Below are 24,358 nucleotides of genomic sequence, written 5' to 3'. Positions count from 1 at the left end.
GCCGCCGGGTGACCGTAGCCTTGGCACCACTTTCCCGAACTCAACGAGGTGTCACCATGCTTACGGGCAACCCTGCCGTTGCGGCCCCGGCCGAACAGCCTGCTTCACTCTCCGGCCTGATGGTCGCGTTTCTGGCCTTCTGCTGCGGCGCGGTCGTCGCCAACCTGTATTACGCGCAGCCCATCGTCGAACTGATCGCGCCGCAGATCGGCCTGTCCAGCGCCAATGCCAGCCTGATCGTCTCGCTGACCCAGTTCGGTTATGCGCTGGGTTTGTTGCTGCTGGTGCCGCTGGCCGACCTGATGGAGAACCGCCGTCTGGTGGTCGGTTTCACCCTCGCTGCCAGCGTAACGCTGCTGTGCGCTGGCCTGACCCATTCGCCGTCGCTGTTTCTGATCTTGTCCTTGCTGATCGGCCTGACCTCAGTCGCCGTGCAGATTCTTGTGCCGCTGGCCGCGCATCTGGCCCCGGAAGCCAGTCGTGGGCGCGTGGTCGGCAATATCATGAGCGGCTTGCTGCTGGGGATTTTGCTGTCGCGTCCGCTCTCGAGTCTGTTGGTCGAAGTGTTCGGCTGGCGCGGGGTGTTTTACAGCGCGGCGGCACTGATGGCGGTGATCGCGTTGATTACCGCTGTGGCATTGCCGCGTCGGGTGCCGACGCACAAAGCCACTTACGTCGCGTTGATTGGTTCGGTGTTTGCCCTGGCTCGGCGCTTTCCGGTGTTGCGTCAGCGTTCGCTGTATCAAGGCTTGCTGTTCGCCAGTTTCAGCCTGTTCTGGACCCTCGCGCCGATCGAGCTGATGCGTCATCACGGTTTCAGTCAGGCACAAGTGGCGATCTTTGCGCTGGTCGGAGCGGTGGGTGCGATTGCCGCGCCGATTGCCGGACGTCTGGCCGATGCCGGGCACGGTCGTCGCGGTACCCTGGTGGCGTTGCTGCTGGCACCGTTGTCTCTGTTGATCGCCGCGCTGCCGGGCAGTGGTTATGTGTGGCTGGTGGTGTGTGCGGTGCTGCTGGACTTTGCCGTACAACTGAACATGGTGCTCGGCCAGCGCGAGGTCTACGCCCTCGACCCGCACAGCCGCGCCCGTCTCAATGCGGTGTACATGACCAGCATCTTCGTCGGCGGCGCCCTCGGGTCACTGGTCGCCAGCCCGCTGTACGAACACTTCGGCTGGAACCTCTCGGCCATGGCCGTGGCGGTGCTGCCGGCACTGGCGCTGGCGTTGTTCCTGGGTCAGAAAGCTGACCGCAACTGAATTTCAAAACAACACAAAACCCATGTAGGAGTGAGCCTGCTCGCGATAGCGGAGTGTCAGCCAATACACATGGCAGTGAGAGGCCGCTATCGCGAGCAAGCTCGCTCCCACAGGGTTTTCGGTACACCGCCTGATCCCTGACCCACTACAAAACCCGTGTAGGAGTGAGCCTGCTCGCGATAGCGGAGTGTCAGTCAATACAGATGGCACTGAGAGGCCGCTATCGCGAGCAGGCTCGCTCCTACAGGGGGCGGTGATTTCCGGATTTTTTCAGGAACCGATGAACGTGCCTTCTGCAGAGAGCACCCTCAAGCACGACGGTACAAGACGTCCGGCGAGCGCTGATGCACAATCAGCGGCGTTTCCTCACCACCGGACCCCGCTTATGGACAAGTTGCTGGCATTGAAGATGTTTGTTGAAACCGTGCGCTGCGGGGGCTATTCCTCGGCGGCGCGCAAGCTTGGGATCTCGACGTCTTCGGTGACACGGCAAGTGGCGGGGCTGGAGAACGAGTTGGGCGCAAGCCTGCTCAATCGCACCACGCGCAACACCAGCGTCACCGTTGCCGGCCAGACCTATTTCGAAAAAGCCGTGGCGATTCTCGATGCCATCGACGAAGCCGATGCGGTGGTCGCCGATCGTGGCAGCGAAGCGCAAGGCCGCTTGCGCATCAGCGTGCCGGTGGAGTTTGGCCGCCGATTGATCGCGCCGCACCTGAGCCGCTTGCTCGAACGCCATCCGGGGCTGGAGATCAGCCTCTCGCTGAGTGATCAGGTCAGCGATTTGCTCAGCGAGCAGATCGACGTTTCGGTGCGGCTCGGCTCGACGGTGGTCAGCGAAGACATCGTCAGCAAACGCGTCGGGCAGTTCCAGCGCTGGGTCGTCGCCAGCCCCGATTACCTGGCGCGCAGCGCGGTGCTCGAGCATCCACGGGATCTGCTCGAGCACCAGTGCTTGCGTTTCGATTACGGCGGCAGCCATCACCACTGGACCTTCGAGGGTGACGAAGAGCCGATTCAACTGAACGTTCAGGGACGCCTGCAAAGCAACAACGCCGATATTCTGCGCGAAGCCGCGATCGGCGGTGGCGGGGTGACGCTGCTGGCCGACTGGCTGGTGCGCGACGACGTCGCCGCCGGGCGCCTGACGCGCTTGCTTGAGCACTACGAGGTCAATCCCGGCAGCGCCAGCAGTTGCATCAACGCGCTGTACTTGCCCAATCACCGAGGCTCGAGCCGGATCAACGTGTTCATCGATTTTCTCGTGGAAATTCTCAAACCCGCTGCACCCGCCCCCTAGCGCTGCACACTCTGTTGCTGCAGCCGCTGCACACTGCTTGTATGCTTGCGCCCCGGAACACGTGGCCGCCGTGAGTGCCGACGTTCGAATGATGGCTGGAATGGATCCCGGACTTCCTTAAGGTACAGACGTGAAGCGTGATACTCGCCTTGTAATGCTCCTGCTGCTGGTGATTGGCTGTTCCCTGACTTCGCTGACGATTTGGAAAGTCTGGTCTTCGCGTGAACGCGCGCTGGCCGAGGTTGACGTGCATGGCCTGAACCTGACCCAAGCGCTCAATACCTACACCGAAGGCATCGTCCGGCAAAGCTCGCTGCTCTTGCTCGGGCTGGTCGAACGCCTCGAAACCGAGGGCAGCGGGCCGACGCAGATCCAGCGCATCAAGACCCTGATCGACCACCAGCAGCCGCTGATGCCACAACTCAGCGGCATTACCGTCTATGACCGCCACGGGTACTGGTTGATGTCCTCCAACCGGCCGATTCCCGAGGGTGCCAACAGCAGCGATCGCGCCTATTTCATTCATCACCGTGACAGTCCGAGCCGCGAGCCGTTCATTGGCCCGCCGATCCAGAGTCGTTCCAATCACGAATGGGTGGTGACCATCAGCCGCCGCTTCAATGACGACGATGGACAGTTCGCCGGTGTAGTGGCGGTGACGCTGGGGGTGGAAAACTTTCTTCGCGTGTTCGGCAAACTCGACGTTGGCCAGGACGGTGCAATCGGCCTGTCGTACACCGATGGCACGCTGCTGGTGCGCTACCCGTTCCGCGAGCAGGACATGGGCCGCAATTTCTCGTCATCGCCCATCTACGCCAAATACCTCGTCGACCGCTCGGTCGGCACGGCGTCGTACACCTCCAGCCTCGACGGTGTCGAGCGGCTGTACGCGTTCCGCAAAAGCGAAAGCCTGCCACTGATCACCACCGTGGCCCTGGGCAAGGACGAAGCGCTGGCAGCGTGGCGTATCGAAGCGGCGTTGTCGGCGGTGGTGGTGACCGGACTGCTCGGGCTGACCGGGCTGATCGGCTGGTTCCTGATCCTCGACATTCGCCGACGGACCGAAGCCGAAGAGGCGTTGCTCGACGCCCAGCAGCAGTTGCTCGCGTCCAATCGACAGCTCGAATTGCTGGCGCTGAAGGATGCGCTGACCGGCCTGGCCAACCGCCGCTGTTTCGATGAAACACTGGCCGTGGAAGCGCGGCGGGCGCAGCGTGATGGAACCTCGCTGGCCTTGCTGATGATCGATATTGACCACTTCAAATTGTTCAACGATGCCTTGGGCCACGTCGCCGGCGATGCCTGTTTGCAAGCGGTCAGCAAGGTGCTCGAGAGCTGCGTGCGACGCCCCTCGGATCTGGTCGCCCGCTACGGTGGCGAGGAAATGGCGGTGATCATGCCGGCCACCGACAGCGCCGGCGCCACGGTGGTGGCGCAACTGGTGCTCGAGCGCTTGCAGCAGGCGAACATTGCCCATCCGGGCAGCCCGTTCGGTCGGGTCACGGTGAGTATCGGTATGGCGGTGGGCGCGGGCGCGCAGCTGGATTCGCTGCCGGAGTTGATCGAGGCCGCCGATCAGGCGCTGTATCGCGCAAAAGCGGCGGGGCGCAACGGTCTGGCCTGACACGCCCGAAAACCTGTAGGAGTGAGCCTGCTCGCGATAGCGGTGGGTCAGCTTGCACATTCATCGACTGGCCCGACGTCTTCGCGAGCAGGCTCGCTCCTACAGGGGAGGTGTGTTGGGTGCTTAGGCGGAGTAGGTCGGGTAATCGGTATACCCCTCGGCACCACCGCCATACACCGTGGCAGGATTCAATTGATTCAACGGCCAGCCCTGGGCAATCCGCGCCGGCAGGTCCGGGTTGGCCATGAATGGCCGGCCAAACGCGACCAAATCCGCCAGCCCTGACTCAAGCAATTGCGCGCCGGTTTCGGCGGTGTAGCGCCCGGCGTAAATGATCGCGCCGCTGAACGTGTCGCGCACGGCCTGGCGAAAGGTCTGCGGCATCGCTGGCGCGTTGTCCCAGTCAGCTTCGGCGATCGACAGGTAGGCGATGCCCACGTCTTCGAGAATCTTGATTGCGCCGATGTAGGTGGTGTGCGGATCTTCCTCGACCAGACCCAGATAAGTCCGCGCTTCATCGGTGGTGCTGAACAGCGGCGCAAAGCGCACACCGACCTTGTCCTTGCCGATGCATTCCGCGACGCCAGCCACCACTTCGCGCAAAAAGCGCAAGCGATTGTCCAGCGAGCCACCGTACTGATCGGTGCGCAGATTGCTGTGCGCCGAGATGAACTGATTGACGAGATAGCCATTGGCGCAGTGCAGTTCGATGCCATCGAAACCGGCTTCCATCGCGTTGCGCGCGGCCTGGATGTACAGCTGAATCAACTCCTGCACCTCATCCGTGCTCAGCGCGCGCGGAGCCGACGGCGGCACCAGTTCACCGGCACCGGGCGCGGTCTCGATGAACACGCTGACGCGGTCGGTGGCGACAGCAGATGCCGACACGGGCGCGTCGCCATTGGGTTGCAATGCGGTGTGCGAGACCCGGCCAACATGCCAGAGCTGGGCGAAGATCACGCCATCCACCGCGTGCACCGCCTCGGTGACTGTGCGCCAACCGGCGATCTGTTCAGGCGTGTGAATGCCCGGCGTCCACGCATAACCTTGCCCGCGCGGTTCGATCTGCGTGCCTTCGGTGACCAGCAAACCGGCACCCGCGCGCTGTTGGTAATACTCAGCCATCAATTCGTTGGCGACATTGCCCGGCTGCGTGCTGCGCTGGCGGGTGAGGGGTGGCAGGACGATGCGGTTTTTCAGGGTATGTGCGCCCAATTTAGCAGGCGTGAAAAAAGCGTTGTTCATGGAGTCAGCCTTTGAATCTGATTAGACCAGTCGACTAGTAACTGGGCAAAAAAACAACGCCGGGCTGTACGCGCGCGGCGTTGATCGGGTTGGAGCGAGAAGGTCAGCCGAGCAGCTTCAACAGCTTTTCCGCAACGGCGGCAGAACTGGCCGGATTCTGGCCGGTGACCAGTTGCCCGTCAGTTACCACATGCACCTGCCAGTCGGCGACTTTCGAGTAGCGGCCACCGAGACGTTGGAATTCGTCTTCGATGAGGAATGGCACCACGTCAGTCAGACCGACTGCCGCTTCTTCGGCATTGGTAAAACCGGTGACGTCGCGATCTTTGACGATCGGCTGGCCATCAGCGCGCACGACATGCAGCAACACGCCCGGTGCGTGGCAGACGAAACCATGAGGCTTGTTGGCGCGGTCGAAGGCTTCGATCAGCGCGATCGAAGCCTTGTCTTCGGCCAGATCCCACAGTGGGCCGTGGCCGCCTGGATAGAACACTGCATCGAAATTTTCGGCGCGGACATCAGCCAAACGGCCAGTGCTGGCCAATGCTTTTTGCGCGGCCGGATCGGCGCGGAAGCGATCGGTCTCGGCAGTCTGCGCGCCGGGCTCGTCGCTTTTCGGATCGAGCGGCGGCTGGCCGCCGGCTGGGGATACCAGGGTGACGTCGGCGCCGGCGTCCTTGAAGGCGTAATACGGTGCGGCAAATTCTTCCAGCCAGAAGCCGGTTTTCTTGCCGGTGTTGCCGAGTTGATCGTGGGAAGTCAGAACCATCAAGATTTTCATAGAGCACCCTTGGTTTGGTCAGGCATCGGCACAAGGCGAGGAATTCGCTCAGCGTCGGCACCGCATGAATTGGTGTGTCGGGGCGCAGCATAGTTTCCAATTAGACCAGTCGTCTAGTAATTTTTTCAGAAAATGTTTTTGCCTGTTGGATATGGCAAACTCTCGGTCCTGAAATCTATACGACTGGTCTATTGTCTGGAAACTTGCGCACCATGAAGCCGACCTTTGACGACACCCGCCAACACTTGCTCGACACCGGCCACCGGATGATGGCCGAGAAGGGCTTCACCAGCGTCGGCCTCAACGAGATCCTGCAGACCGCCGGCGTGCCCAAGGGCTCGTTCTATCACTACTTCAAATCCAAGGAGTTGTACGGCCAGGCGCTGCTTGAGGATTACTTCGTCGACTACCTAGCGGACATGGAGCGACGTCTGACATTGCCGGGGCTGACTGCCTTCGAGCGGCTGATGGATTACTGGCAGGGCTGGCAAAACCGCTGCACCGTCGAAGGCCACGGTGATGAATGCCTGGTGGTCAAACTCAGCGCCGAAGTCGCCGACCTGTCCGAATCGATGCGCCTGACCTTGCGCGACGGCGCCGAACGTATCGTCGCGCGCATCACCGAATGCATCGAACAGGGCCAGACCGACCAAAGCCTGCCCGAAGGCGATGCGAGGAAGTTGGCGGAGACCCTGTATCAGCTCTGGCTCGGCGCCAGTTTGCTGAACAAACTGCAGCGCACCGGCCAGTCGCTGGAGACCTCAATGGCGATGACCCGGCAGTTGCTGCGAGTCTGAGCCTCACCGCAGGCTCGCTCCCACACAGTTGTGTGCCGAACCATCGATCTTCATCCAACCCCCAATCCCTGTGGGAGCGAGCCTGCTCGCGAGATGGCGGCACATTCAACATCTTCATCGCCTGACCGAATGCATTCGCGAGCAGGCTCACTCCTACACTGTTTTGTGCTGAACCATCGATCTTCATCCAACCCCCAATCCCTGTGGGAGCGAGCCTGCTCGCGAAGATGGCGGCACATTCAACATCTTCATCGCCTGACCGAATGCATTCGCGAGCAGGCTCGCTCCCACAGGTTTTCGCGGCGAATGCAAAACCCGGCAACACACAAAACCCAATGTAGGAGTGAGCCTGCTCGCGATTGCGGCGTACCAGTCAGCGAATTATTCAACTGACCCACCGCAATCGCGAGCAGGCTCACTCCTACACTGTTTTGTGCTGAACCATCGATCTTCATTCAATCCCCAATCCCTGTGGGAGCGAGCCTGCTCGCGATGGCGTCGTATCAGTCAGCGAATTATTCAACTGACCCACCGCAATCGCGAGCAGGCTCGCTCCTACACTGTTTTGTGCTGAACCATCGATCTTCATCCAACCCCCAATCCCTGTAGGAGCGAGCCTGCTCGCGATGGCGTCGTATCAGTCAGCGAATTATTCAACTGACCCACCGCAATCGCGAGCAGGCTCACTCCTACATTGTTTTGTGCTGAACCATCGATCTTCATTCAATCCCCAATCCCTGTAGGAGTGAGCCTGCTCGCGATGGCGTCGTATCAGTCAGCGAATCATTCAACTGACCCACCGCAATCGCGAGCAGGCTCACTCCTACATTGTTTTGTGCTGAACCATCGATCTTCATTCAATCCCCAATCCCTGTGGATTGGGGATCTGCACGCCATTCAACACTCACTCAGGTCTGCTGTCCTTGTCACGCAATTGTTCAAACCACTGCGCATACGGTGTATTGGTCACCTTGAAACGGTTGTAATCCGGGCTGCCGTCATCCCACCACACCGGACCGCGCTCACCCAGGGCGACTTTTGCCTGATTCACGCGCGCTCTGGCTGACTTCAACGCTTGTTCATCGTCCGCACGCTTCGCTTCTTTGACCGCACGCCGCGCCGCCATGAGATCTGCGACCAGCGTCTCGCGTTCGGCAGGTGCCAGTGCTGGATTGCTGCAGCGCCACAGTTGCTGCTTGACCACAAAATAGCGACCGTCGGGGGTGGTGGGGTGCATAGGCGATGGCCTCGGGTGATCCGTTTTCAGACCGGGTAAGACAACTCGCCAATGAGTTTATCCAGCGTAATCGGATAATCGCGCACCCGTACTCCGCAAGCGTTATAGATCGCGTTGGCGATGGCCGCCGCCGCGCCGCTGATACCCAACTCGCCGACGCCTTTGGCTTTCAATGGGGTGGCATACGGATCGACTTCATCGAGAAAGATCACCTCCTGGTGGGGAATGTCGGCGTGCACCGGCACCTCATAGCCGGCCAGATCGTGATTGACGAAAAAGCCCATGCGATGATCCACCGCCAGCTCTTCCATCAATGCCGCGCCTGCACCCATGGTCATGCCGCCGATGATCTGGCTGCGCGCGGTTTTCGGGTTGAGGATGCGCCCGGCGGCGCACACCGCCAGTTGCCGACGCAGGCGAATTTCGCCAGTCGCCGCATAGACCGCGACCTCGGCGAAATGCGCGCCGAAGGTCTGCTGGGCGAAGCGCTGGGCAAGGTCGCCGTATTCCATGCGGTCCTCGCCAGTCAGCTCGCCCTTCGCGGCAGCTTGCGACAGGGCAACGTGCTGCGAGCCTGCGCGAATCTGCCCCTCCACAAACTCCGCTTGCTGAGGATCGATCCCGACGGCGCGAGCAGCGACTTCGCGCAATTTCAGGCACGCGGCATACACGCCGGCAGTGGAGGAGGCCGCGCCCCACTGACCGCCGGAGCCTGACGATTCCGGAAACCGCGAATCGCCCAGATGCACCACGACACGCTCCAGCGGTACGCCCATCATTTCCGCGGCGGTCTGGGCAATGATGGTGTAACTGCCGGTGCCGATGTCGGTCATGTCGGTTTCCACGGTGATGATGCCTTGGCGATCAAGGCGCACGCGCGCCGCCGATGCGGTGGTCGGTGCGCCGCGAATTGCCGAGGCCAGGCCGATGCCGATCAGCCAGCCGCCCTCGCATCGCTGACCGGGTTGAAGGTTGCGCTGCTGCCAGCCAAAGCGCTCGGCGCCAGTGTTCAGACACTCCACGAGTTGCCGTTTGGAAAACGGCCGCGACGGCTGCTCCGGATCGACCTGCGTGTCGTTGAGGACGCGCAGCTCCAGCGGATCCATCTGCAGCTTTTCTGCCAGTTCATCCATGGCGATTTCCAGTGCCATCATCCCCGGCGCCTCACCCGGCGCGCGCATCGCCGAACCCTCGGCGAGATCGAGCATGGCCAGGTTCAAACGAGTCATGCGATTGGCCCCGGCGTAAAGCAATCGCGTTGACGCGGTAGCCGCTTCGGTGCGTCCGCCGCGCAGGTTGCCCGACCAGCTCTCGTGGCCGATCGCCGTGATCATGCCGTCACGGTTGGCACCGATGCGTATGCGCTGAATCGTCGCCGGGCGGTGAGTCAGGTTGTTGAACATCAGCGGACGCGGTAAGGCGACCTTCACCGCACGGCCGGCATGTCGGGCCGCCAGCGACGCCAGTACCGCGTCGCAGAGAATCGTGCCCTTACCGCCGAAACCGCCGCCGATATACGGCGAGACCAGCCGCACATCTTCCTTGGCGATCCCGAGGGTTTTCGCCAGGTCGCGCACGCCCCAGTTGATCTGCTGAATCGAAGTCCACAAGGTCAACTGCTTGCCGTTCCAGCGGGCGATGGTCGCGTGCGGTTCCATCATCGCGTGGGCCTGATCGGGTGTGCTGTAGTGCTGGTCAACCTGCAGGGGCGCGGCGTTGAAGGCGCCTTCGAAGTCACCGACGCTGGTCTGCGGCGGCGGGCCGAAACCGGCCGGAGGCGCTGGGGGTGCTGAGTCTTTCGCCGCCGCCAGATCGAACGAGCCCGGTTCGGCCACATAGCGAATATCGAGCAACCCAGCCGCAGCGCGCGCCTCTTCGAAGGTGTTCGCGACGACAATTGCCACGGCCTGGTGATAGTGATCGACCTGCGGCCCGGCCAAGGCCCGGGCCACGTAAAACTCGCCTTTGGCCAACGGTCCGGCGTTCTCATAAGTGACGATGGCGATCACCCCGGACGCCTCGCTCGCTCGGGCTGAATCAATCGAGGCGATGCGCCCCTTGCCGATACCGGCGCCGACGATATAGCCGTAAGCGGCGTCCGGCACCGCTGCGTGCTGCTCGTAGGCGTAAGTGGCGGTGCCGGTGGTTTTCAGCTTGCCGTCGATACGGTCGGCAGGTTGGCCGATCACCTTCAATTGGTCGATGGGATTGGTACCGGCCGGGGTGTCGAATTTCATAGGCGAATTCCTTTCAGTCGGGCTGGCGGCAAATTCACAGCGCCGCGCAGCCATCGGTTGACGTCGGATCTCAACGAGCCTAGGCCATCGACGCGCAACTGATAATGCGTGGTTTCAGGATGAAGTGATGAATCCTGCTCACCAATCCTGACCAACATGACAAATAAGAATAAGTTTCAATTACCAATACGACGGTATACCATGCGCGGCGTTTTCATTGGCGGTTTTGCCCTTCGTTCTGGCCTATTCGTAAAGGTTTTCACCTCATGCGTCGAACTCTGCTTTCCATTTGTGTGCTGCAGGCGTTGTCTTCTTCCTCGTGGGCTGAGCCAGCCGAACCGACTTCTTCCACGCTCGAGCTGGAAGCCACCGATGTGGTCGGCACAGCGGATTACGAAAGGGCAGACGGCCCGGTCCAAGGCTATCGCGCCACTCGTTCGGCCAGCGCCACGCGCACCGACACCTCGATTCATGAAACCCCGCAGTCGATCAGCGTAGTGACCAAAGACGCCGTCGAAGACATAAGTGCTACCCGTTTGCAGGACGCGCTGGATTACGCCGGCGGGGTTGGGCGGGCGAATAATTTTGGCGGCCAGGGCCTGACCACATTCACCGTGCGCGGCTTTACTACCGGTGAGTTCTACCGCAACGGTTTCCCGATCAACCGTGGCTACCCGAACATGCCCGACGCCAACACCATCGAGCGGCTGGAAGTGCTGCGCGGTCCAGCGACCATGCTGTATGGCCGTGGTGATCCCGGCGGTACCTTCAACGTGGTATCGAAACAGCCGTTGCCCGAACGCACGGTCACCCTCGGCAGCCAGTTGAATGACCAGGGCATGAAGCGCGGCACCCTCGATGCTTCCGGGCCGCTCGATGAAGAAGGCCGCCTGGCCTATCGCTTGAATGTGGTGGGAGAGGGCGGCGACACCTTCCGCGATCATGTCGAGACCGAGCGCTACGGCATCACGCCAGTGCTGAGCTGGCAGGCGACCGACGCGACCAAGCTGATCTTCGAAGGCGACTTCATGCGCAATAACGCGCCACTCGATCGTGGCGTGACGCGCTATCCGGCGCAGATCGGTACCGCCTCGCGCGATACGTTCTTCGGCGAGAAAGACGTCGGCAAACTGCACAACGACAACAACATGGCGCAGCTGCGTTTCGAGCACATGCTCAACGACGACTGGACCCTGGGCGGTGGTTTCCAATGGCTTGACGGCTCGCTCAAGGGCGACGCGATCGAAGCCAACGGCATTGCCGCCGACGGCCGTACGCTGGGACGCAATTTCAACTACCGCAAGCTGGAATGGACCGACAAGGACACCCAGCTCAACCTCACCGGCCACTTCGACACCGGCGGTCTGCAGCATACCTTGCTCACTGGCATCGAGTACGAAGATTACGACTACAAGTCGATCATCCAGCGCTCCAGCGGCGCCGTCAGTGCCTACCCGATCGACATCTTCAATCCGGTTTACGGTCAGCCGCGCCCGGCGCTGACCCGCACGCCGACCCACGACAAAGAAAACCTCAAGACCTATGCCGCATTCGTGCAGGATCAGGTGGCGCTGACCGACAAACTGAAAGTGCTGGCCGGCGCGCGTTTCGAGCGCTTCGAGCACGATTACGAAACCTACGTGCCGGGCGGCAAGAGCTGGCAGGCCAGCGACAACGCCGTCACCCCGCGTATCGGCGTGACCTACGACCTGAGCGAAACCCTGGCGGTGTACGCCAACACCGCGCGCTCGTTCAAGCCCAACACGGGTGCCAGTCGTGAGGGTGGCGGCTTCGCCCCGGAGAAGGGCAAGTCCTATGAGATGGGCGTGAAATGGGAAGCGCTGGATCAGCAGTTGAGCGTCGACGCAGCGATCTACCAGATCGAAAAACGCAACGTGCTGACCACCGACCCGGTGGATTCCACTTTCAGCGTTGCCGCCGGTGAAGTGCGCAGCCGTGGTTTCGACGTCAACGTCACCGGCAATCTCACCCCCGAGTGGCGAGTGGTCGGCGGTTACGCTTACGTCGACGCCGAGGTTACCAAGGACAACACGCTGCGCTCCGGCACGCGCCTGCTGAACATTCCGACGAACAGCTTCAGCCTGCTCAATATGTACGAGTTCCAGGACGGCACGCTCAAAGGTCTCGGCCTGGGCACCGGCCTGAAATACGTCGACGAGCGTGCCGGGCAGACCGCCAACACTGCGTTCTCCATGGGCAGTTACACCGTGGTCGACCTGCTGAGCTTCTACAAAGTCAACGACAAGGTGCGGCTCAATCTCGATGTGAAAAACATCTTTGATCGCGACTACGAAGAAGGCGCCTTCGGCAACGTCTACGCCTATCCGGGCGCGCCGAGAACCGTGCAGGTGGGGATTTCCTACTCGCTGTAAACCGCCGCAGCGGTGGCCTCCGACCCATGGTGGCCTGAGAGTGGCATGTCGAGATCAGGCATCGGCATGCCGCACTCAGGCTAGTTGGGCGGCGGTCGGGCCACGTAAGGTGAAGCATCATTTCGTCGGCAAAGCGTCTGCGTCGCTGCTTTCGCCTGAGTCGGCTCAAGGAAATGATGATCGCCTGACGCTCAGTCAGTGGCCCAAACGTCGATCATGAGAACAATAAGAACCCATGAACAGCCTGAACCCCAAGGACTCCAACGGTCAGTTGGCGCAAGGTTTCAAACCGCGTCACGTCACCATGCTTTCGATTGCCGGCATCATCGGCGCAGGACTTTTCGTTGGCTCAGGCCACGCCATCGCCGCCGCAGGACCTGCGGTGCTGCTCGCTTATCTGTTCTCCGGCCTATTGGTCGTGCTGGTGATGCGCATGCTCGGCGAAATGGCCGTGGCGCATCCCGACACCGGCTCGTTTTCCACCTACGCCGATCAGGCCATCGGCCGCTGGGCCGGGTTCACCATCGGCTGGCTCTACTGGTGGTTCTGGGTGCTGGTGATTCCCATCGAAGCGCTGGCCGCGGGGCACGTACTCAATCAATGGTTTCCCCAGGTCGACGCGTGGTTGTTCGCCTTGCTGTCGATCGTGCTGCTGGTGATCACCAACTTGTTCAGCGTGTCGAAATACGGCGAGTTCGAATTCTGGTTCGCCATGGCCAAGGTCATCGCGATCATCGGTTTCATCGGCCTGGGCTTTGCGGTGCTGATGGGCTGGATTCCCGAGCGCGAAGCCAGCGGCTTGAGCACGCTGATGGCCGAGCACGGCGGCTTCGCGCCGAACGGCATGTCAGCGGTGGTCGGCGCTTTCATCACCATCATGTTCAGTTTCATTGGCACCGAAGCGGTGACCATCGCCGCTGCGGAGTCGAACAACCCGGCGCAGAACATCGCCAAGGCGACCCGTTCGGTAATCTGGCGCATCGGCATCTTCTATCTGCTGTCGATCTTCGTGGTGATTTCCGTGGTGCCGTGGAACGACCCGCAACTCGCCTCGGTCGGTTCCTACCAGCGCGCACTGGAGCTGATGAACATCCCCAACGCCAAATTCCTCGTCGACGTGGTCGTGCTGATCGCGGTCGCCAGTTGCATGAACTCGTCGATCTACATCTCTTCGCGCATGCTCTATTCGCTGGGCCGACGCGGCGATGCACCGCCGGCATTGAAAGTGACCTCGGCCGCCGGTGTGCCACGCGCGGCGGTCATCGCCAGCACCGTGATCGGCGCGGGCGTGACGTTGCTCAGCTACTTCATGCCGGCCGGGTTGTTCCAGTTCCTGCTTGCCAGCTCCGGCGCGATTGCCTTGCTGGTGTATCTGGTGATCGCCATTTCGCAGTTGCGCATGCGCCGCCGACTGGAACGGGAAAAGGTCGAAATGACCTTGCGCATGTGGCTGTTTCCGTGGCTCACCTGGCTGGTCATCGCTTTCATCTGCGCGGCTTTGGCAGTGATGATGATCACCCCTGAACATCGCATGGAAGTGAGCTCGACGATTGGCCTGGCGCTACTGATCTCGTTCATCGGATTGGCCACCAGCCGCCAGCACCGGCCGGCGGGCAGAGTGGCGGCTGCGAGCAAAGCTTAAGCAAACAGCGCCTTGAGCCCGCGGGAAAACCAGCCGTTCGGGCTCGAGGGCAGATCCTCGCGTTGATTGAATGAGCCAGTCATCGCGCAGGCTTCACCAGCGAGCGAGCCCATCAATTGCGGCAGCAAGAAGCTGCGCTCGCACTCGCTGGCTGACAGTCCGGTTTTCTCCTGCGGCCAAACAACGGTGGTTTCGGCAAACGAATTCATGGCACACCTCCTCAAAATTCAAACGTCCAGCACCAGGGTGTCGCTGCCCTGCGCCGGGGCGGCGCAGCAGATCAGCACTTCGTCGTCCGCCAGGCGCATGGCCGGCGGGGTGAGGTAATGCACCTGGCCGCTGCTCAGGCGGGTTTTGCAGGTGCCGCACGAACCGCCGCGGCAGCTGAATTCCGGATTCAGGCCACGTGCCTCGGCCAGTTCCAGCAAGGTGCCGCTGCCCGGTTCCCAGCGCGCTTCCTTGCCGGACGTGGCGAACAACACCTTGACCGGCTCTTCAGCGACCGGCACTTGCGGCGGCGCCGGGGTGCTGATTTCGACATCGCGGATCAGCGTCGACGGGCCGAAGGTTTCGGCGTGGATGCGATCATCGGGAATGCGCATCTTGCGCAGGCCGTCGTACAGCGCCTGGGTGAAGCTGCCCGGGCCACACAGATAGAAATCGTAGTCATCCAGCGGCAGCAGGCTTTTCAGCAAGGCGATGTCGATGCGCCCGGCATGGTCGTAACCCTGCGCTGTAGCCTGCAGCGGCGGCTGGCTGACCACCCGCAGCACTTTGACCTTGTCGCCGGCACGCGCAGCCAAAGCATCGATTTCTTCGCGAAAGGCCAGATCCTCGACGGTGCGACTGCTTTGCACCACCCAGGTCGGGCGCATGCGGCTGATGCGTTTGCCCTGATAGACCACTTCGCGCAGCATCGACAGCAATGGCGTCACCCCGACCCCGGCGGCGAGCAGCACCAGCGGGCGGCGTTCGGTGGCGTCGACGGTGAAGTCGCCTTGCGGGGCGCGGGCTTCGATCAAATCCAGTGCTTGAACCCGGTCGTGCAAGTGTGAAGAAACCGAGCCATCGCGCTTGACGCTGATGCGCAAGAACTCGTCCGACGGCGCGCTGGATACGCTGTAAGTGCGGATCGACGCGGCGTCCTGGCCGTCGAGCAAGACCTTGATCGGCAAGTGCTGGCCTGGTTCGAAGCGCGGCAGGCCGAAGCCGTCGTTGGCTTGCAGGTAAAAGGAGCGGATCTGCGGACTCTCATCGACCACCTTCGTGACGTGCAGCGCACGCCACTGATTGCGCAGCGCCTCAGCCTGCAAACGCTCGCGGGTCTGTTCCCAGCTGCCGGTCATCTGCGAATTGGGCGAATCGCCTTCCGGCTGCTCGGCCCAGCGCAGCGGCAACGCGGCCTGACGGTAAACGATGCGCTGCGGCTTGAAACGCCACAGACGCTCGGCACCCTGGAACGCGGCGATCTGCGGATCGTCGAGCAGCACTTCAGCGCTGCCGGTCATCTGCAACAGATCGCCGCTTTCGAAATCGATGAAGGTCAGTCCGGCTCGCGGATTGAGCAGAATGTTGCCCAAGGTGTTGAAGAACAGATTGCCGGAGAAATCCGGGATGGTCAGGGTGCCGTCCTCGTCCATATGCACGAAACCGGATTTGCCGCCGCGATGGGACACATCGACCTGACGCTCACCGTCGCGCACCACATAAGTAGCTACATAGAACGAATCGGCGGCGGTGATCATGTCGCGCACCAGCGGTTCGCTGACCGGCAAGTCGAGCGCGGTGTCGGTGGTTTCGTCGACGAAGGCGTAATGGCGCAGGTTGATGTAGCGCGGGCAATTGCCGTAAGCCTGGGTCACGCCGATCTCGAGGCTGTTGTCATCGCGGCGGCTGATGTTGCCGTTCATGCGATTGCGCCGGCGAGTGTGCAACTCGATGCCGAGCATGCCGATCGCATCGCCGGGCTGCAGACCCTGATTGGCCGGGTCATTGCGCTGGGCGTCGAGTTTGATCTTCAACACCTGCGGCGAAGGCGAATCCATGAACCCCGGTTGACCGGTGCGCAGCGTTGCCCACGGATCGCCCTGGCTGTCGACGGCGCCGAGCACGACGAAGGGCAGTTGCGCATAGAACTCGCGGTGCTGGTCCGGCATCCAGTCGCGGGCCAGTTGTCGCTGGCCGACACCGACCATCATCTCCACCGCGCCGACGGCACGTTGCAGGGTCAGCTCACCTTCATGCCAGGGCGAGGGCTGCGGTTTCGACGCTGTGTCCATTTCGATTCTCCTCAGTGCAGACGGGCCGGTGAGCCGCCAGGGGCTGAAGCTCAAGTGGGTTCATGTTCGCTCTCGGCCGGTTGCGAGGGAATGGCCAGAAACTGCAATCCACTGTTTCAGTCGGTGAAATGATCCCTACGTGCGTCTAAGGACGAGGGGGATTATTTCACTGGCTGAAATGCTCGATTGTATTGAGTGAGGATTCCGCGATTTACGGCAGGGGAGCAGGATGAGCCCATCGACACGATCAGCGGGTCGACCTCGAATAATTCAGGAGCACGTCATGTCTCAGTCAGCCGTCAAACTGTACCGCCATCCGTTGTCCGGCCATTCGCATCGCGTCGAGTTGATGCTGTCCCTGCTGGACGTTCCGACCGAACTGGTGTTCGTCGACCTGATGAAGGGCGCGCACAAAACGCCTGAATTTCTTGCCCTCAACCGTTTCGGCCAGGTTCCGGTGATTGACGACAACGGCACGGTGCTCGCTGATTCCAACGGCATTCTCGTCTACCTCGCCGGCAAATATGGCAACGGCCAATGGCTGCCGAGCGACCCGGTCGAGCAAGCCAAAGTACAGCGCTGGTTATCGGTAGCTGCCGGCCAGATCAGCTCCGGCCCGGCCACGGCGCGCTTGATCACTGTGTTCGGTGCCGGTTACGACGCGGCTGATGCGATCAAACGTTCCCATGCTTTGTTGCAAGTGATGGAAGACGAACTGGCCAATAGCGCATTCCTCGCCGGCGACAAGGCAACCGTTGCCGATGTCGCCGCCTACACTTACGTCGCCCACGCACCGGAAGGCAATGTCTCGCTCGAGGATTATCCGAATGTGCGGGCCTGGCTGGAACGGGTTGAGGCGCTGCCGAAATTCGTCGGCATGCAGCGCACTGCGGTAGGCCTGCAAAGCGCTTGATATCAGCACACACCAAACCCCTGTGGGAGCGAGCCTGCTCGCGAAAGCGGTGTGTCATTCAGTATTGAGGTTGACTGCGCGGGCGCCTTCGCGAGCAGGCTCGCTCCCACAGGTTTTGCGTCAGCTGTGCCATCCATGTATTGGAAGACAATGTCTCGCTGAAGGAATATCCGAATGTGCGGGCGTACTGGCGGGAGTTGAAGCATTGCCCAAATTTAACTGTGTACTCCAACCCCTGTGGGAGCGAGCCTGCTCGCGAAGGCTTGCTGTCAGTCAACATCAGAGTTGAATGACACACCGCTTTCGCGAGCAGGCTCGCTCCCACATGATTTCACTGTGTTTTCGAGGTTTTCTACAGGTTCCCGCCTATGGATCGTTTTCAGGAAATGCGCATGTTCCTGGCCGTGGCCGAGGAGGGTGGCTTCGCGGCTGCGGCCCGGCGTTTGAATACCTCGCCACCCAGCGTCACCCGTGCGATTGCTGCGCTGGAACAACGCATCGGCACGCGCCTGTTGTCGCGCACCACGCGCAGCCTGCACCTGACCGAAGCCGGGCATCGTTATCTGGATGATTGCCGACGGATTCTTTGCGATATCGACGAAGCCGAAGAGGCGGCCGCAGGCAGTTATCGGGTGCCGTGCGGGCATTTGAGCGTGACTGCGTCGGTGTTGTTTGGCGAGTTGTTCATCGCGCCGTTGCTGGCGCAATACGTCGATGCGTTTCCTTCCGTACATCTGAAGGCCTTGCTGGTTGATCGGGTGGTGAACATGGCCGAGGAGGGCATCGATGTCGCCGTGCGCATCGGTCATCTGCACGAAAACAATCAGCATGCGATCAAGGTCGGCGAGGTCCGCCAGGTGATCTGCGGCACGCCCGATTACTTCGCCCGTTATGGTCGGCCGCAACATCCGAACGAGTTGAGCCGCGCCAATATCGTCATGTCGTCTGCCAGTCATTTGCTCAGCGATTGGCAATTCGCCCATGCCGATGGCCCGTTGAGTTTTCGCTTCGAACCGCGTCTGGTGGTCACCGCGAATCAGGCGGCGATCAACATTGCCAGTTCCGGCTGGGGCATTACCCGGGTGCTGTCTTATCAAGTTGCCAGCCAGGTCGCGGCCGGTGAACTGGAGTTGGTGCTGGAGGGCTTTGAGCCGCCGGCGTTACCTGTGCAACTGGTCTATCTGAAACATCCGCGCGTACCGGCGAAGGTACGCACGTTTGTCGATTTTCTCAGCGAACGCCTTCAGCATCACCCGGCGCTGAAAGCCGTGAACAGGGTTCACGGCTGACGCTGCAAGGTTCGATCGCTTCGCCGTAGCGGCGGTTTCGATCAGGCTGGCGACGGCTTTCGGGTTGGACACCATCACCACGTGCGACGCGCCTTTGACCACGACGGTCTGCTTGGCGTGTGCCCGCTCGGCCATGAACGCCAGGGCCTGCGCCGGGATGTTCTTGTCCTGGTCACCGTAGACGAAGTACGACGGCACGGTTTTCCACGCAGGCTCGGTGGCAGCTTCGTTCAGCGCGGCGACGGTGACCGGGCGCTGTGTGGCGGCCATCAACTTCGCATCGGCCTGGGACACATCGGCTGCGAACTGATCGTGGAATTTATCCTGCTGGATATACAAATCCTTGCCACCATCGGCCAGCTCAACAGGGGCCGACAGGGTCGGGCCAAGGGTGCTGCCGGGGAAACGCCCGGACAACTCGGCTGCGGTTTCACCCTTTTCCGGCGCGAACGCAGCGACGTACACCAGCGCTTTGACATTGGCATTGCCATAAGCGGCTTCGCTGATCACCGGGCCACCGTAGGAGTGGCCGACCAGCACCACCGGAGTTTTCACGCTGGCCAGCACATCAGCCACCGATTGCGCATCACCCTTGACCGAACGCAGCGGGTTGGCGGCGGCGATCACCGGGTAGCCATCCTTCTCGAGAATCTTGACCACGCCGTTCCAGCTGCTCGAATCGGCGAAGGCACCGTGCACCAGCACCACGGTAGGTTTGACCGGCGCGGCGAACGCAGCGGTGGCGCCGAACATGGCGGCGGTGAGGGCGAGGGTTGCGAAGACTTTGTTCATGGTGATGTCCTGTCGTTTGATTAGGGTAGGAATGGAAGCGACAGTGGTATTTAGCGCGCTAAATGTGTCAGTTCTGTGTGCGCATGGTCGAACTTCGCATGCGTGTGTATCCGGGTTGGCGAAAGCTACATGCTGATACAAACCGGTCGATCCTTCAGATCGCGCGGCGGATCTTGCCCGGGGCCTCGCCGTAGATTTCCTTGAATTTCTTGCTGAACGCCGCTTGCGACTGATAGCCGACCTGCACGGCAATGTCGTTAAGGCCCAGATGCGAATGGCTGAGCAGACTGAATGCCAGTTCCATGCGCAACTGGGTCAGCATCACCCACGGCGACACGCCAGCGACCCGGGCAAATGTACGCATGAAGGTTGCGCGGGACATGTTAGCGGTGTCGGCCATGGCCTCGATGGTCCATTCGTGCGCCGGGTCGGCCAATATCGCCTGACAGGTCCGACCAAGGCGCTGGTCGCCAAGCAGCGCCAGGGTACTTTTGTCGTGATCGGCCCGGGCCAGATGCGCACGCAGGATCAAGGTGAACAAGGCCTGGGACAGCGAGTCGAGAAGAAATCGTGCGCCCGGTTGCTCGCTGTCAGCTTCGCTGCGCAACAGCGCGACCAGGGCTGTCAGCGGCGCATCCACCGGCAAGCCATCGTTGGCAATCAACAGGTAGTCGGGGAGGGCAGCGAACAGCATCGACGCTCGGTTGTAATGAAAGCCACCGCAGAGCATGTCCAGATCGGCGCTCGCGCCACCCAGCCGATAGATTGGCAACACCCCGCCGGGAATCAGCGTTGGCGCCATCGGCGCTACGTTTTTACCGGTGCTGTGCAGCACATGTGGCGTGCCCCGTGGCAGCAAAAGAATATCGCCGGCGCGCATCGCCAGGCGTTGTCCGCTGGCCAGCTCAACCCGGCATTCACCTTTGAGGACGATGTGATAGGGCGCCTTGCCCAAGGCTTCCTGTTGGTGATCACGTGCCCAGTCGCCCTGAAACTGGCAACGCAGATCCAGGCCGCCGCGCACGTTGGCCAGGCTGATGAGCTTATCGAGCGAGTTCATTGGCACGCATCACGATGGAGTCCGCAAAGTTGAGACGATTGAGCAAGACGTTGAGCATGACCGACAAAAGCGCGATTCGATAGCACCGCAGACTGACTCCACTTTCATTGATCTGGAGAAGTCGCATGTTCACCTCAATCAACGCCGGACTACAACAGCTCGGCAAACTCGATCGCCTCGGCATTCCGCTGATGCGCGTGGCCATCGCCATCGTGTTCCTGTGGATCGGTGCGTTGAAGTTCGTGCCGTACGAAGCCGACAGCATCACGCCCTTCGTCGCCAACAGCCCGGTGATGTCGTTCTTCTACGAACACCCTCAGGACTACAAGGCGCACCTGAGCCACGAGGGCGAACTGAACGCCGACAAGCGCGCCTGGCAGGCCGCGAACAACACCTACGGTTTTTCCACCGGGCTCGGCGTGGTGGAAATCCTCATCGGTCTGCTGGTCCTGTCCAATCCGCTTTCCCGCCGTACCGGCCTGCTCGGCGGCGCTCTGGCATTCGCTACGCCGCTGGTGACCCTGAGCTTTCTGGTCACCACACCTGAAGCCTGGGTCGCTGCGCTGGGCGATGGTGAGCATGGCTTTCCCTTTCTGTCCGGCGCCGGGCGCCTGGTGCTCAAAGACGTCCTGATGCTCGCCGGAGCGCTGCCGGTAATGGCCGATTCCGCACGCCAATTGCTGACTGAACGTCAGGCCTGAATTCCCCCATCCTTTATAGAGAGACAACTCCATGAAAACGCTTTTCGCTTTGACCCTGGCCATCGTCGCCGGCAACGTGTTCGCCGCCACCGAACCTGCACAAACCGGCGTGCCACTGGATATCGCCAAAACCATCAGCATCACCGACACCAGCGCCGCCTGCGGAATCGTCCCGGTGGAGGTCGTCTATGAAGACAGTCACGGTCAGCGGCATGTCGCCACGTACACCGTGCTGGGCAATGGCTGCGGTGGCGATTAGCTCAGGTTTGCCCCAGCACTGTAGCGGACTCGATTTTGGCAGTCCGCTGCAGCGTTTCCGGAACACCGATCAACAGCAGCAGGAACGCCGCCGCTGCAACCCCGGCGAGGGTGAGGAATGCCGCGCTGTAACCGGCAGCCTCGACGACGAACCCGGCCAGTCCATTGCTCAACGCCGCCCCCAGACCAAACGCGGTCGTCAGTGCGCCGAGGCTGACATTGAAATGCCCGGAACCGAGGGTGAGATCCTTGACCATCACCGGGAACAGCGCCCCGAAAAGCCCGGCGCCAATACCGTCGAGCAACTGCACGGCGACCAGCCAGTAGGGATCATCCGAGAAGGTGTAGAGCAACCCGCGCAGCGGCAGGATCAGGAAACCCGCCAGCAACAACGGTTTGCGCCCCCAGACATCGGCTTTCGCACCGGCCAGTAGCGCCATCGGCACCATGACCAGTTGCGCGGCGACGATGCATGCCGACGTCAGCGGCGTGGCCATGTGCAAGTTGGCTTGCGCGAGTTTCTGGCTCACCAGCGGCAGCATCGCCGCGTTGGCCAGGTGGAACAGCGCGCAGCACAGGGCAAACATCAGCAGCGGTCGATTGCTCAGCAGCACCTTGAACCCGGACGGCTGATGGCTTTGATCGCCAGGCTGCAGCCCCCGCGCCACATCATGATCGATGGCCTCGGCCGAGACGAACAGCACGGCAACCACGCTGGCCAGCGCCATGACCGCCATCAAATAAAACACCGCCACCGGACCGAACAGGTAAGCGAATAAACCGGCCAACAACGCCGCACACGCGTTGCCGGCGTGGTTGAACGTCTCGTTGCGGCCAGTGCGCCGGGTAAATGCCCGGGGGCCGGTAATGCCCAGCGTGATCGCGGAAATCGCCGGGGCGAAAATCGACGCTGCCGCTGCACTCAAGGCTTGGGTCAACGCCACCAGAGTGAATGAAGAAATGAACGGCAGGACCAGACAACTCGCGGTCACCAGCAGCGCGGCGATGATGATCAACGCACGTTTCGCGGGGCTGCTGTCAACCAGTGCTCCGGCGGGTGTTTGCGTGATCAGTGCAGCGATACCGGCGAGGGTCATGACCACACCGATGCTGGCCGGGTCCCAGTGGTGCACGGCGAGCAAGTAAATGGCGAGGTACGGCCCGAGGCCGTCGCGAACATCGGCGAGGAAGAAATTCAGACTGTCCAGCGAGCGGTTGTTGCGGCGATCGAGGTGATTGATCACGGTGGGCAGTCTCTTCAACGGGAGGTCTGCGTCAGTGAATCGACCTCGGCAAAGCTAATGACCGAAGCGGCAGGAGATTAGTTGCAGGACAGCGGAGCAGTTGCTGCTCCGCAGATATTCATGCGTCAGGCGTTTGCAGTACCTCGATCCACAATGCACCTTTGCCCGATGCCGCTTCGCCGACACGCTTCAGGGCGCCATCCTTGCTCACCGCGTAAGTACCGACCTTGGCGCTTTTCTCGCCCGTGACCAGCAGCCAGCGGCCATCGGGCGAGAAGGCGATGTTGCGCGGTTGCTGTTCCTGCACCGGGTAGTTGTCGAGGAAGGCCAGTCGGCCTGTTGCCGGATCCACGGAAAACGCCGAGACGCTGCTACTGGTACGTTCACTCATCAGCAGCAGCTTTCCGTCCGGCGACATGCGCAGGTCAGCGGCCCAGATGCGCGGGGTCGGGTCGTCTTTCAGATCGTTGTTGCGCGCATCACGGATTTCGCCGTGGGCCAGTTTCAAACGCTCGGGAATGCCATTGGCTGCAGCGATTCGGGTCAGCGCGCCGCTGCTTTGGTCGATTGAGAACGCGGTCACGGTGCCACTCATTTCGCCCACGACGTAAAGGAATTTGCCGTCCGGCGAGAATGCCAGATGCCGAGGCCCGGTTTTCTCCGGGACGCTGACCGAACCACTGCCAATCGGGCTCAGCTCACCCGTCTGGGCATTCAGGCGATATTGCAGAACCTTATCGGTGCCCAGGTTGCCGGCATAGGCAAAGCGATTGCTCGGCTCGGTGCGAATCGAATGCGCATGCAGGCCGGTCGAGTAGCGCAGGATGCTGGCGGAAGGTTGTTGATCCTCGCCGATCTTCTGAACGCTGAGGGTGTCGGCGCCGTAAGACGCCGCGAGCAGGTAGCGACCTTTTCGGTCGGTCGACAGGTAGGCCATGCTCTCTGCCAGAGGCGCCTGGGTAAACTTTGTCAAATGACCGCTGTGGGGATCGATGCGGTAGCCCAGAACCTGGAAAGGTTTGACCCGCAAGGCTGCAAACAGCACCTTGCCATCCGGGGTGAGGGCCATTGGATTGACCTGGTCACCGGCCTGGATCTGTTCGACCAGGGTGACCGCGCCGTTGTCCGGATCGAGGCGATATTGCGAGATCAGACCGTCACCGGGACTTGAGACGTAGGCGTAGGTCGCGGCATTGGCAGTCACGCTAAAGGTTGAGGCAAGCGCAGCGATCAAGAGGGTTCTTTTCATCATTTCCAGCCTTATTGTTTTTGTGATCAGTCATCCTATGAGTGATTGGCGGGGGCAG

19 protein-coding genes and 1 pseudogene are annotated in these 24,358 nt (G+C 61.4%); 10 read left to right on the top strand and 10 right to left on the bottom strand.

The features are described from left to right. Positions 1-56: 56 nt before the first annotated feature. The 3 genes from LIS66_RS13940 (at position 57) to LIS66_RS13930 (ending at position 4,183) form a co-directional block, all read left to right on the top strand. Positions 57-1,259 carry an MFS transporter gene (locus LIS66_RS13940; RefSeq protein WP_227972371.1) on the top strand — a complete coding sequence of 401 codons (1,203 nt, stop codon included), beginning with the start codon at positions 57-59 and terminating at the stop codon, positions 1,257-1,259. A 385-nt stretch (positions 1,260-1,644) separates the two neighbouring features. Beyond that, on the top strand, positions 1,645-2,559 hold the full coding sequence (locus tag LIS66_RS13935; RefSeq protein ID WP_042610008.1) for a LysR family transcriptional regulator: 915 nt from the start codon (positions 1,645-1,647) through the stop codon (positions 2,557-2,559). Positions 2,560-2,689: 130 nt separating this feature from the next. Next, the gene (locus LIS66_RS13930; protein WP_042610007.1) at positions 2,690-4,183 is read left to right on the top strand and encodes a sensor domain-containing diguanylate cyclase; all 1,494 of its coding nucleotides are present in this window, start codon (positions 2,690-2,692) and stop codon (positions 4,181-4,183) included. A 123-nt stretch (positions 4,184-4,306) separates the two neighbouring features. On the opposite strand, the gene LIS66_RS13925 is transcribed toward LIS66_RS13930, so the two are convergent. Both LIS66_RS13925 and LIS66_RS13920 read right to left on the bottom strand, forming a co-directional pair. After that, on the bottom strand, positions 4,307-5,428 hold the full coding sequence (locus LIS66_RS13925; protein ID WP_116657293.1) for an alkene reductase: 1,122 nt from the start codon (positions 5,426-5,428) through the stop codon (positions 4,307-4,309). A gap of 103 nt (positions 5,429-5,531) precedes the next feature. Then, positions 5,532-6,209, bottom strand: a complete 678-nt coding sequence (locus LIS66_RS13920; RefSeq protein ID WP_227972370.1) for a type 1 glutamine amidotransferase domain-containing protein — start codon at positions 6,207-6,209, stop codon at positions 5,532-5,534. Between the two features lie 212 nt (positions 6,210-6,421). Between LIS66_RS13920 and LIS66_RS13915 the strand changes: the two genes are divergently transcribed. After that, positions 6,422-7,006: a TetR/AcrR family transcriptional regulator gene (locus LIS66_RS13915; protein WP_042610004.1), complete on the top strand. Its 585-nt coding sequence runs from the start codon at positions 6,422-6,424 to the stop codon at positions 7,004-7,006. Between the two features lie 904 nt (positions 7,007-7,910). On the opposite strand, the gene LIS66_RS13910 is transcribed toward LIS66_RS13915, so the two are convergent. Beyond that, entirely contained in the window at positions 7,911-8,243 is a 333-nt protein-coding gene (locus LIS66_RS13910; RefSeq protein WP_042610003.1) for a hypothetical protein, read from the bottom strand. 26 nt (positions 8,244-8,269) lie between these two features. Next, on the bottom strand, positions 8,270-10,480 hold the full coding sequence (paoC, locus tag LIS66_RS13905; protein ID WP_227972369.1) for an aldehyde oxidoreductase molybdenum-binding subunit PaoC: 2,211 nt from the start codon (positions 10,478-10,480) through the stop codon (positions 8,270-8,272). Positions 10,481-10,746: 266 nt separating this feature from the next. On the opposite strand from paoC, the gene LIS66_RS13900 reads away from it, so the two are divergent. Further along, positions 10,747-12,873: a TonB-dependent siderophore receptor gene (locus LIS66_RS13900; RefSeq protein ID WP_227972368.1), complete on the top strand. Its 2,127-nt coding sequence runs from the start codon at positions 10,747-10,749 to the stop codon at positions 12,871-12,873. A 235-nt stretch (positions 12,874-13,108) separates the two neighbouring features. Next, positions 13,109-14,515 (top strand): GABA permease, encoded by a 1,407-nt coding sequence (gene gabP / locus LIS66_RS13895; RefSeq protein ID WP_065617368.1) that lies wholly within the window; start codon positions 13,109-13,111, stop codon positions 14,513-14,515. Here the strand turns inward: gabP and LIS66_RS13890 are convergent. Together LIS66_RS13890 and LIS66_RS13885 are read right to left on the bottom strand one after the other, a co-directional pair. Continuing rightward, positions 14,512-14,724 (bottom strand): hypothetical protein, encoded by a 213-nt coding sequence (locus tag LIS66_RS13890; protein ID WP_227972367.1) that lies wholly within the window; start codon positions 14,722-14,724, stop codon positions 14,512-14,514. The genes gabP and LIS66_RS13890 overlap by 4 nt on opposite strands. Before the next feature lie 18 nt (positions 14,725-14,742). Continuing rightward, positions 14,743-16,794: a pyridoxamine 5'-phosphate oxidase family protein gene (locus LIS66_RS13885; RefSeq protein ID WP_227972366.1), complete on the bottom strand. Its 2,052-nt coding sequence runs from the start codon at positions 16,792-16,794 to the stop codon at positions 14,743-14,745. 283 nt (positions 16,795-17,077) lie between these two features. Here LIS66_RS13885 and LIS66_RS13880 point away from each other — a divergent pair, with 283 nt between their 5' ends. Further along, complete coding sequence (locus LIS66_RS13880; RefSeq protein ID WP_042609997.1) at positions 17,078-17,707, top strand: glutathione S-transferase family protein; 630 nt, start codon at positions 17,078-17,080, stop codon at positions 17,705-17,707. 368 nt (positions 17,708-18,075) lie between these two features. Continuing rightward, on the top strand, positions 18,076-18,996 hold the full coding sequence (locus LIS66_RS13865; RefSeq protein ID WP_042609996.1) for a LysR family transcriptional regulator: 921 nt from the start codon (positions 18,076-18,078) through the stop codon (positions 18,994-18,996). Positions 18,997-19,014: 18 nt separating this feature from the next. Here LIS66_RS13865 and LIS66_RS13860 read toward each other — a convergent pair. Beyond that, a pseudogene (locus LIS66_RS13860) lies at positions 19,015-19,788 on the bottom strand (alpha/beta fold hydrolase); the annotation flags it as partial. A 154-nt stretch (positions 19,789-19,942) separates the two neighbouring features. Continuing rightward, positions 19,943-20,848 (bottom strand): AraC family transcriptional regulator, encoded by a 906-nt coding sequence (locus tag LIS66_RS13855; protein WP_042609994.1) that lies wholly within the window; start codon positions 20,846-20,848, stop codon positions 19,943-19,945. Positions 20,849-20,973: 125 nt separating this feature from the next. Between LIS66_RS13855 and rclC the strand changes: the two genes are divergently transcribed. Then, on the top strand, positions 20,974-21,549 hold the full coding sequence (rclC, locus tag LIS66_RS13850) for a reactive chlorine resistance membrane protein RclC (protein ID WP_227972365.1): 576 nt from the start codon (positions 20,974-20,976) through the stop codon (positions 21,547-21,549). A gap of 31 nt (positions 21,550-21,580) precedes the next feature. Further along, entirely contained in the window at positions 21,581-21,808 is a 228-nt protein-coding gene (locus tag LIS66_RS13845; protein ID WP_042609992.1) for a DUF2790 domain-containing protein, read from the top strand. A gap of 1 nt (position 21,809) precedes the next feature. Here LIS66_RS13845 and LIS66_RS13840 read toward each other — a convergent pair whose 3' ends face one another. Continuing rightward, on the bottom strand, positions 21,810-23,051 hold the full coding sequence (locus LIS66_RS13840) for an MFS transporter (RefSeq protein ID WP_227974513.1): 1,242 nt from the start codon (positions 23,049-23,051) through the stop codon (positions 21,810-21,812). 118 nt (positions 23,052-23,169) lie between these two features. After that, positions 23,170-24,303, bottom strand: coding sequence for a lactonase family protein (locus LIS66_RS13835; RefSeq protein WP_227972364.1), 1,134 nt, complete (start codon positions 24,301-24,303; stop codon positions 23,170-23,172). Positions 24,304-24,358: the final 55 nt, after the last annotated feature.

Origin of the sequence: Pseudomonas sp. HN2 (assembly GCF_020736465.1) — a bacterium.
GTDB lineage: Bacteria > Pseudomonadota > Gammaproteobacteria > Pseudomonadales > Pseudomonadaceae > Aquipseudomonas > Aquipseudomonas moraviensis_A.
Note: the sequence above shows the minus strand (reverse complement) of the source record. Positions and strands in the feature narration are given on the sequence as shown.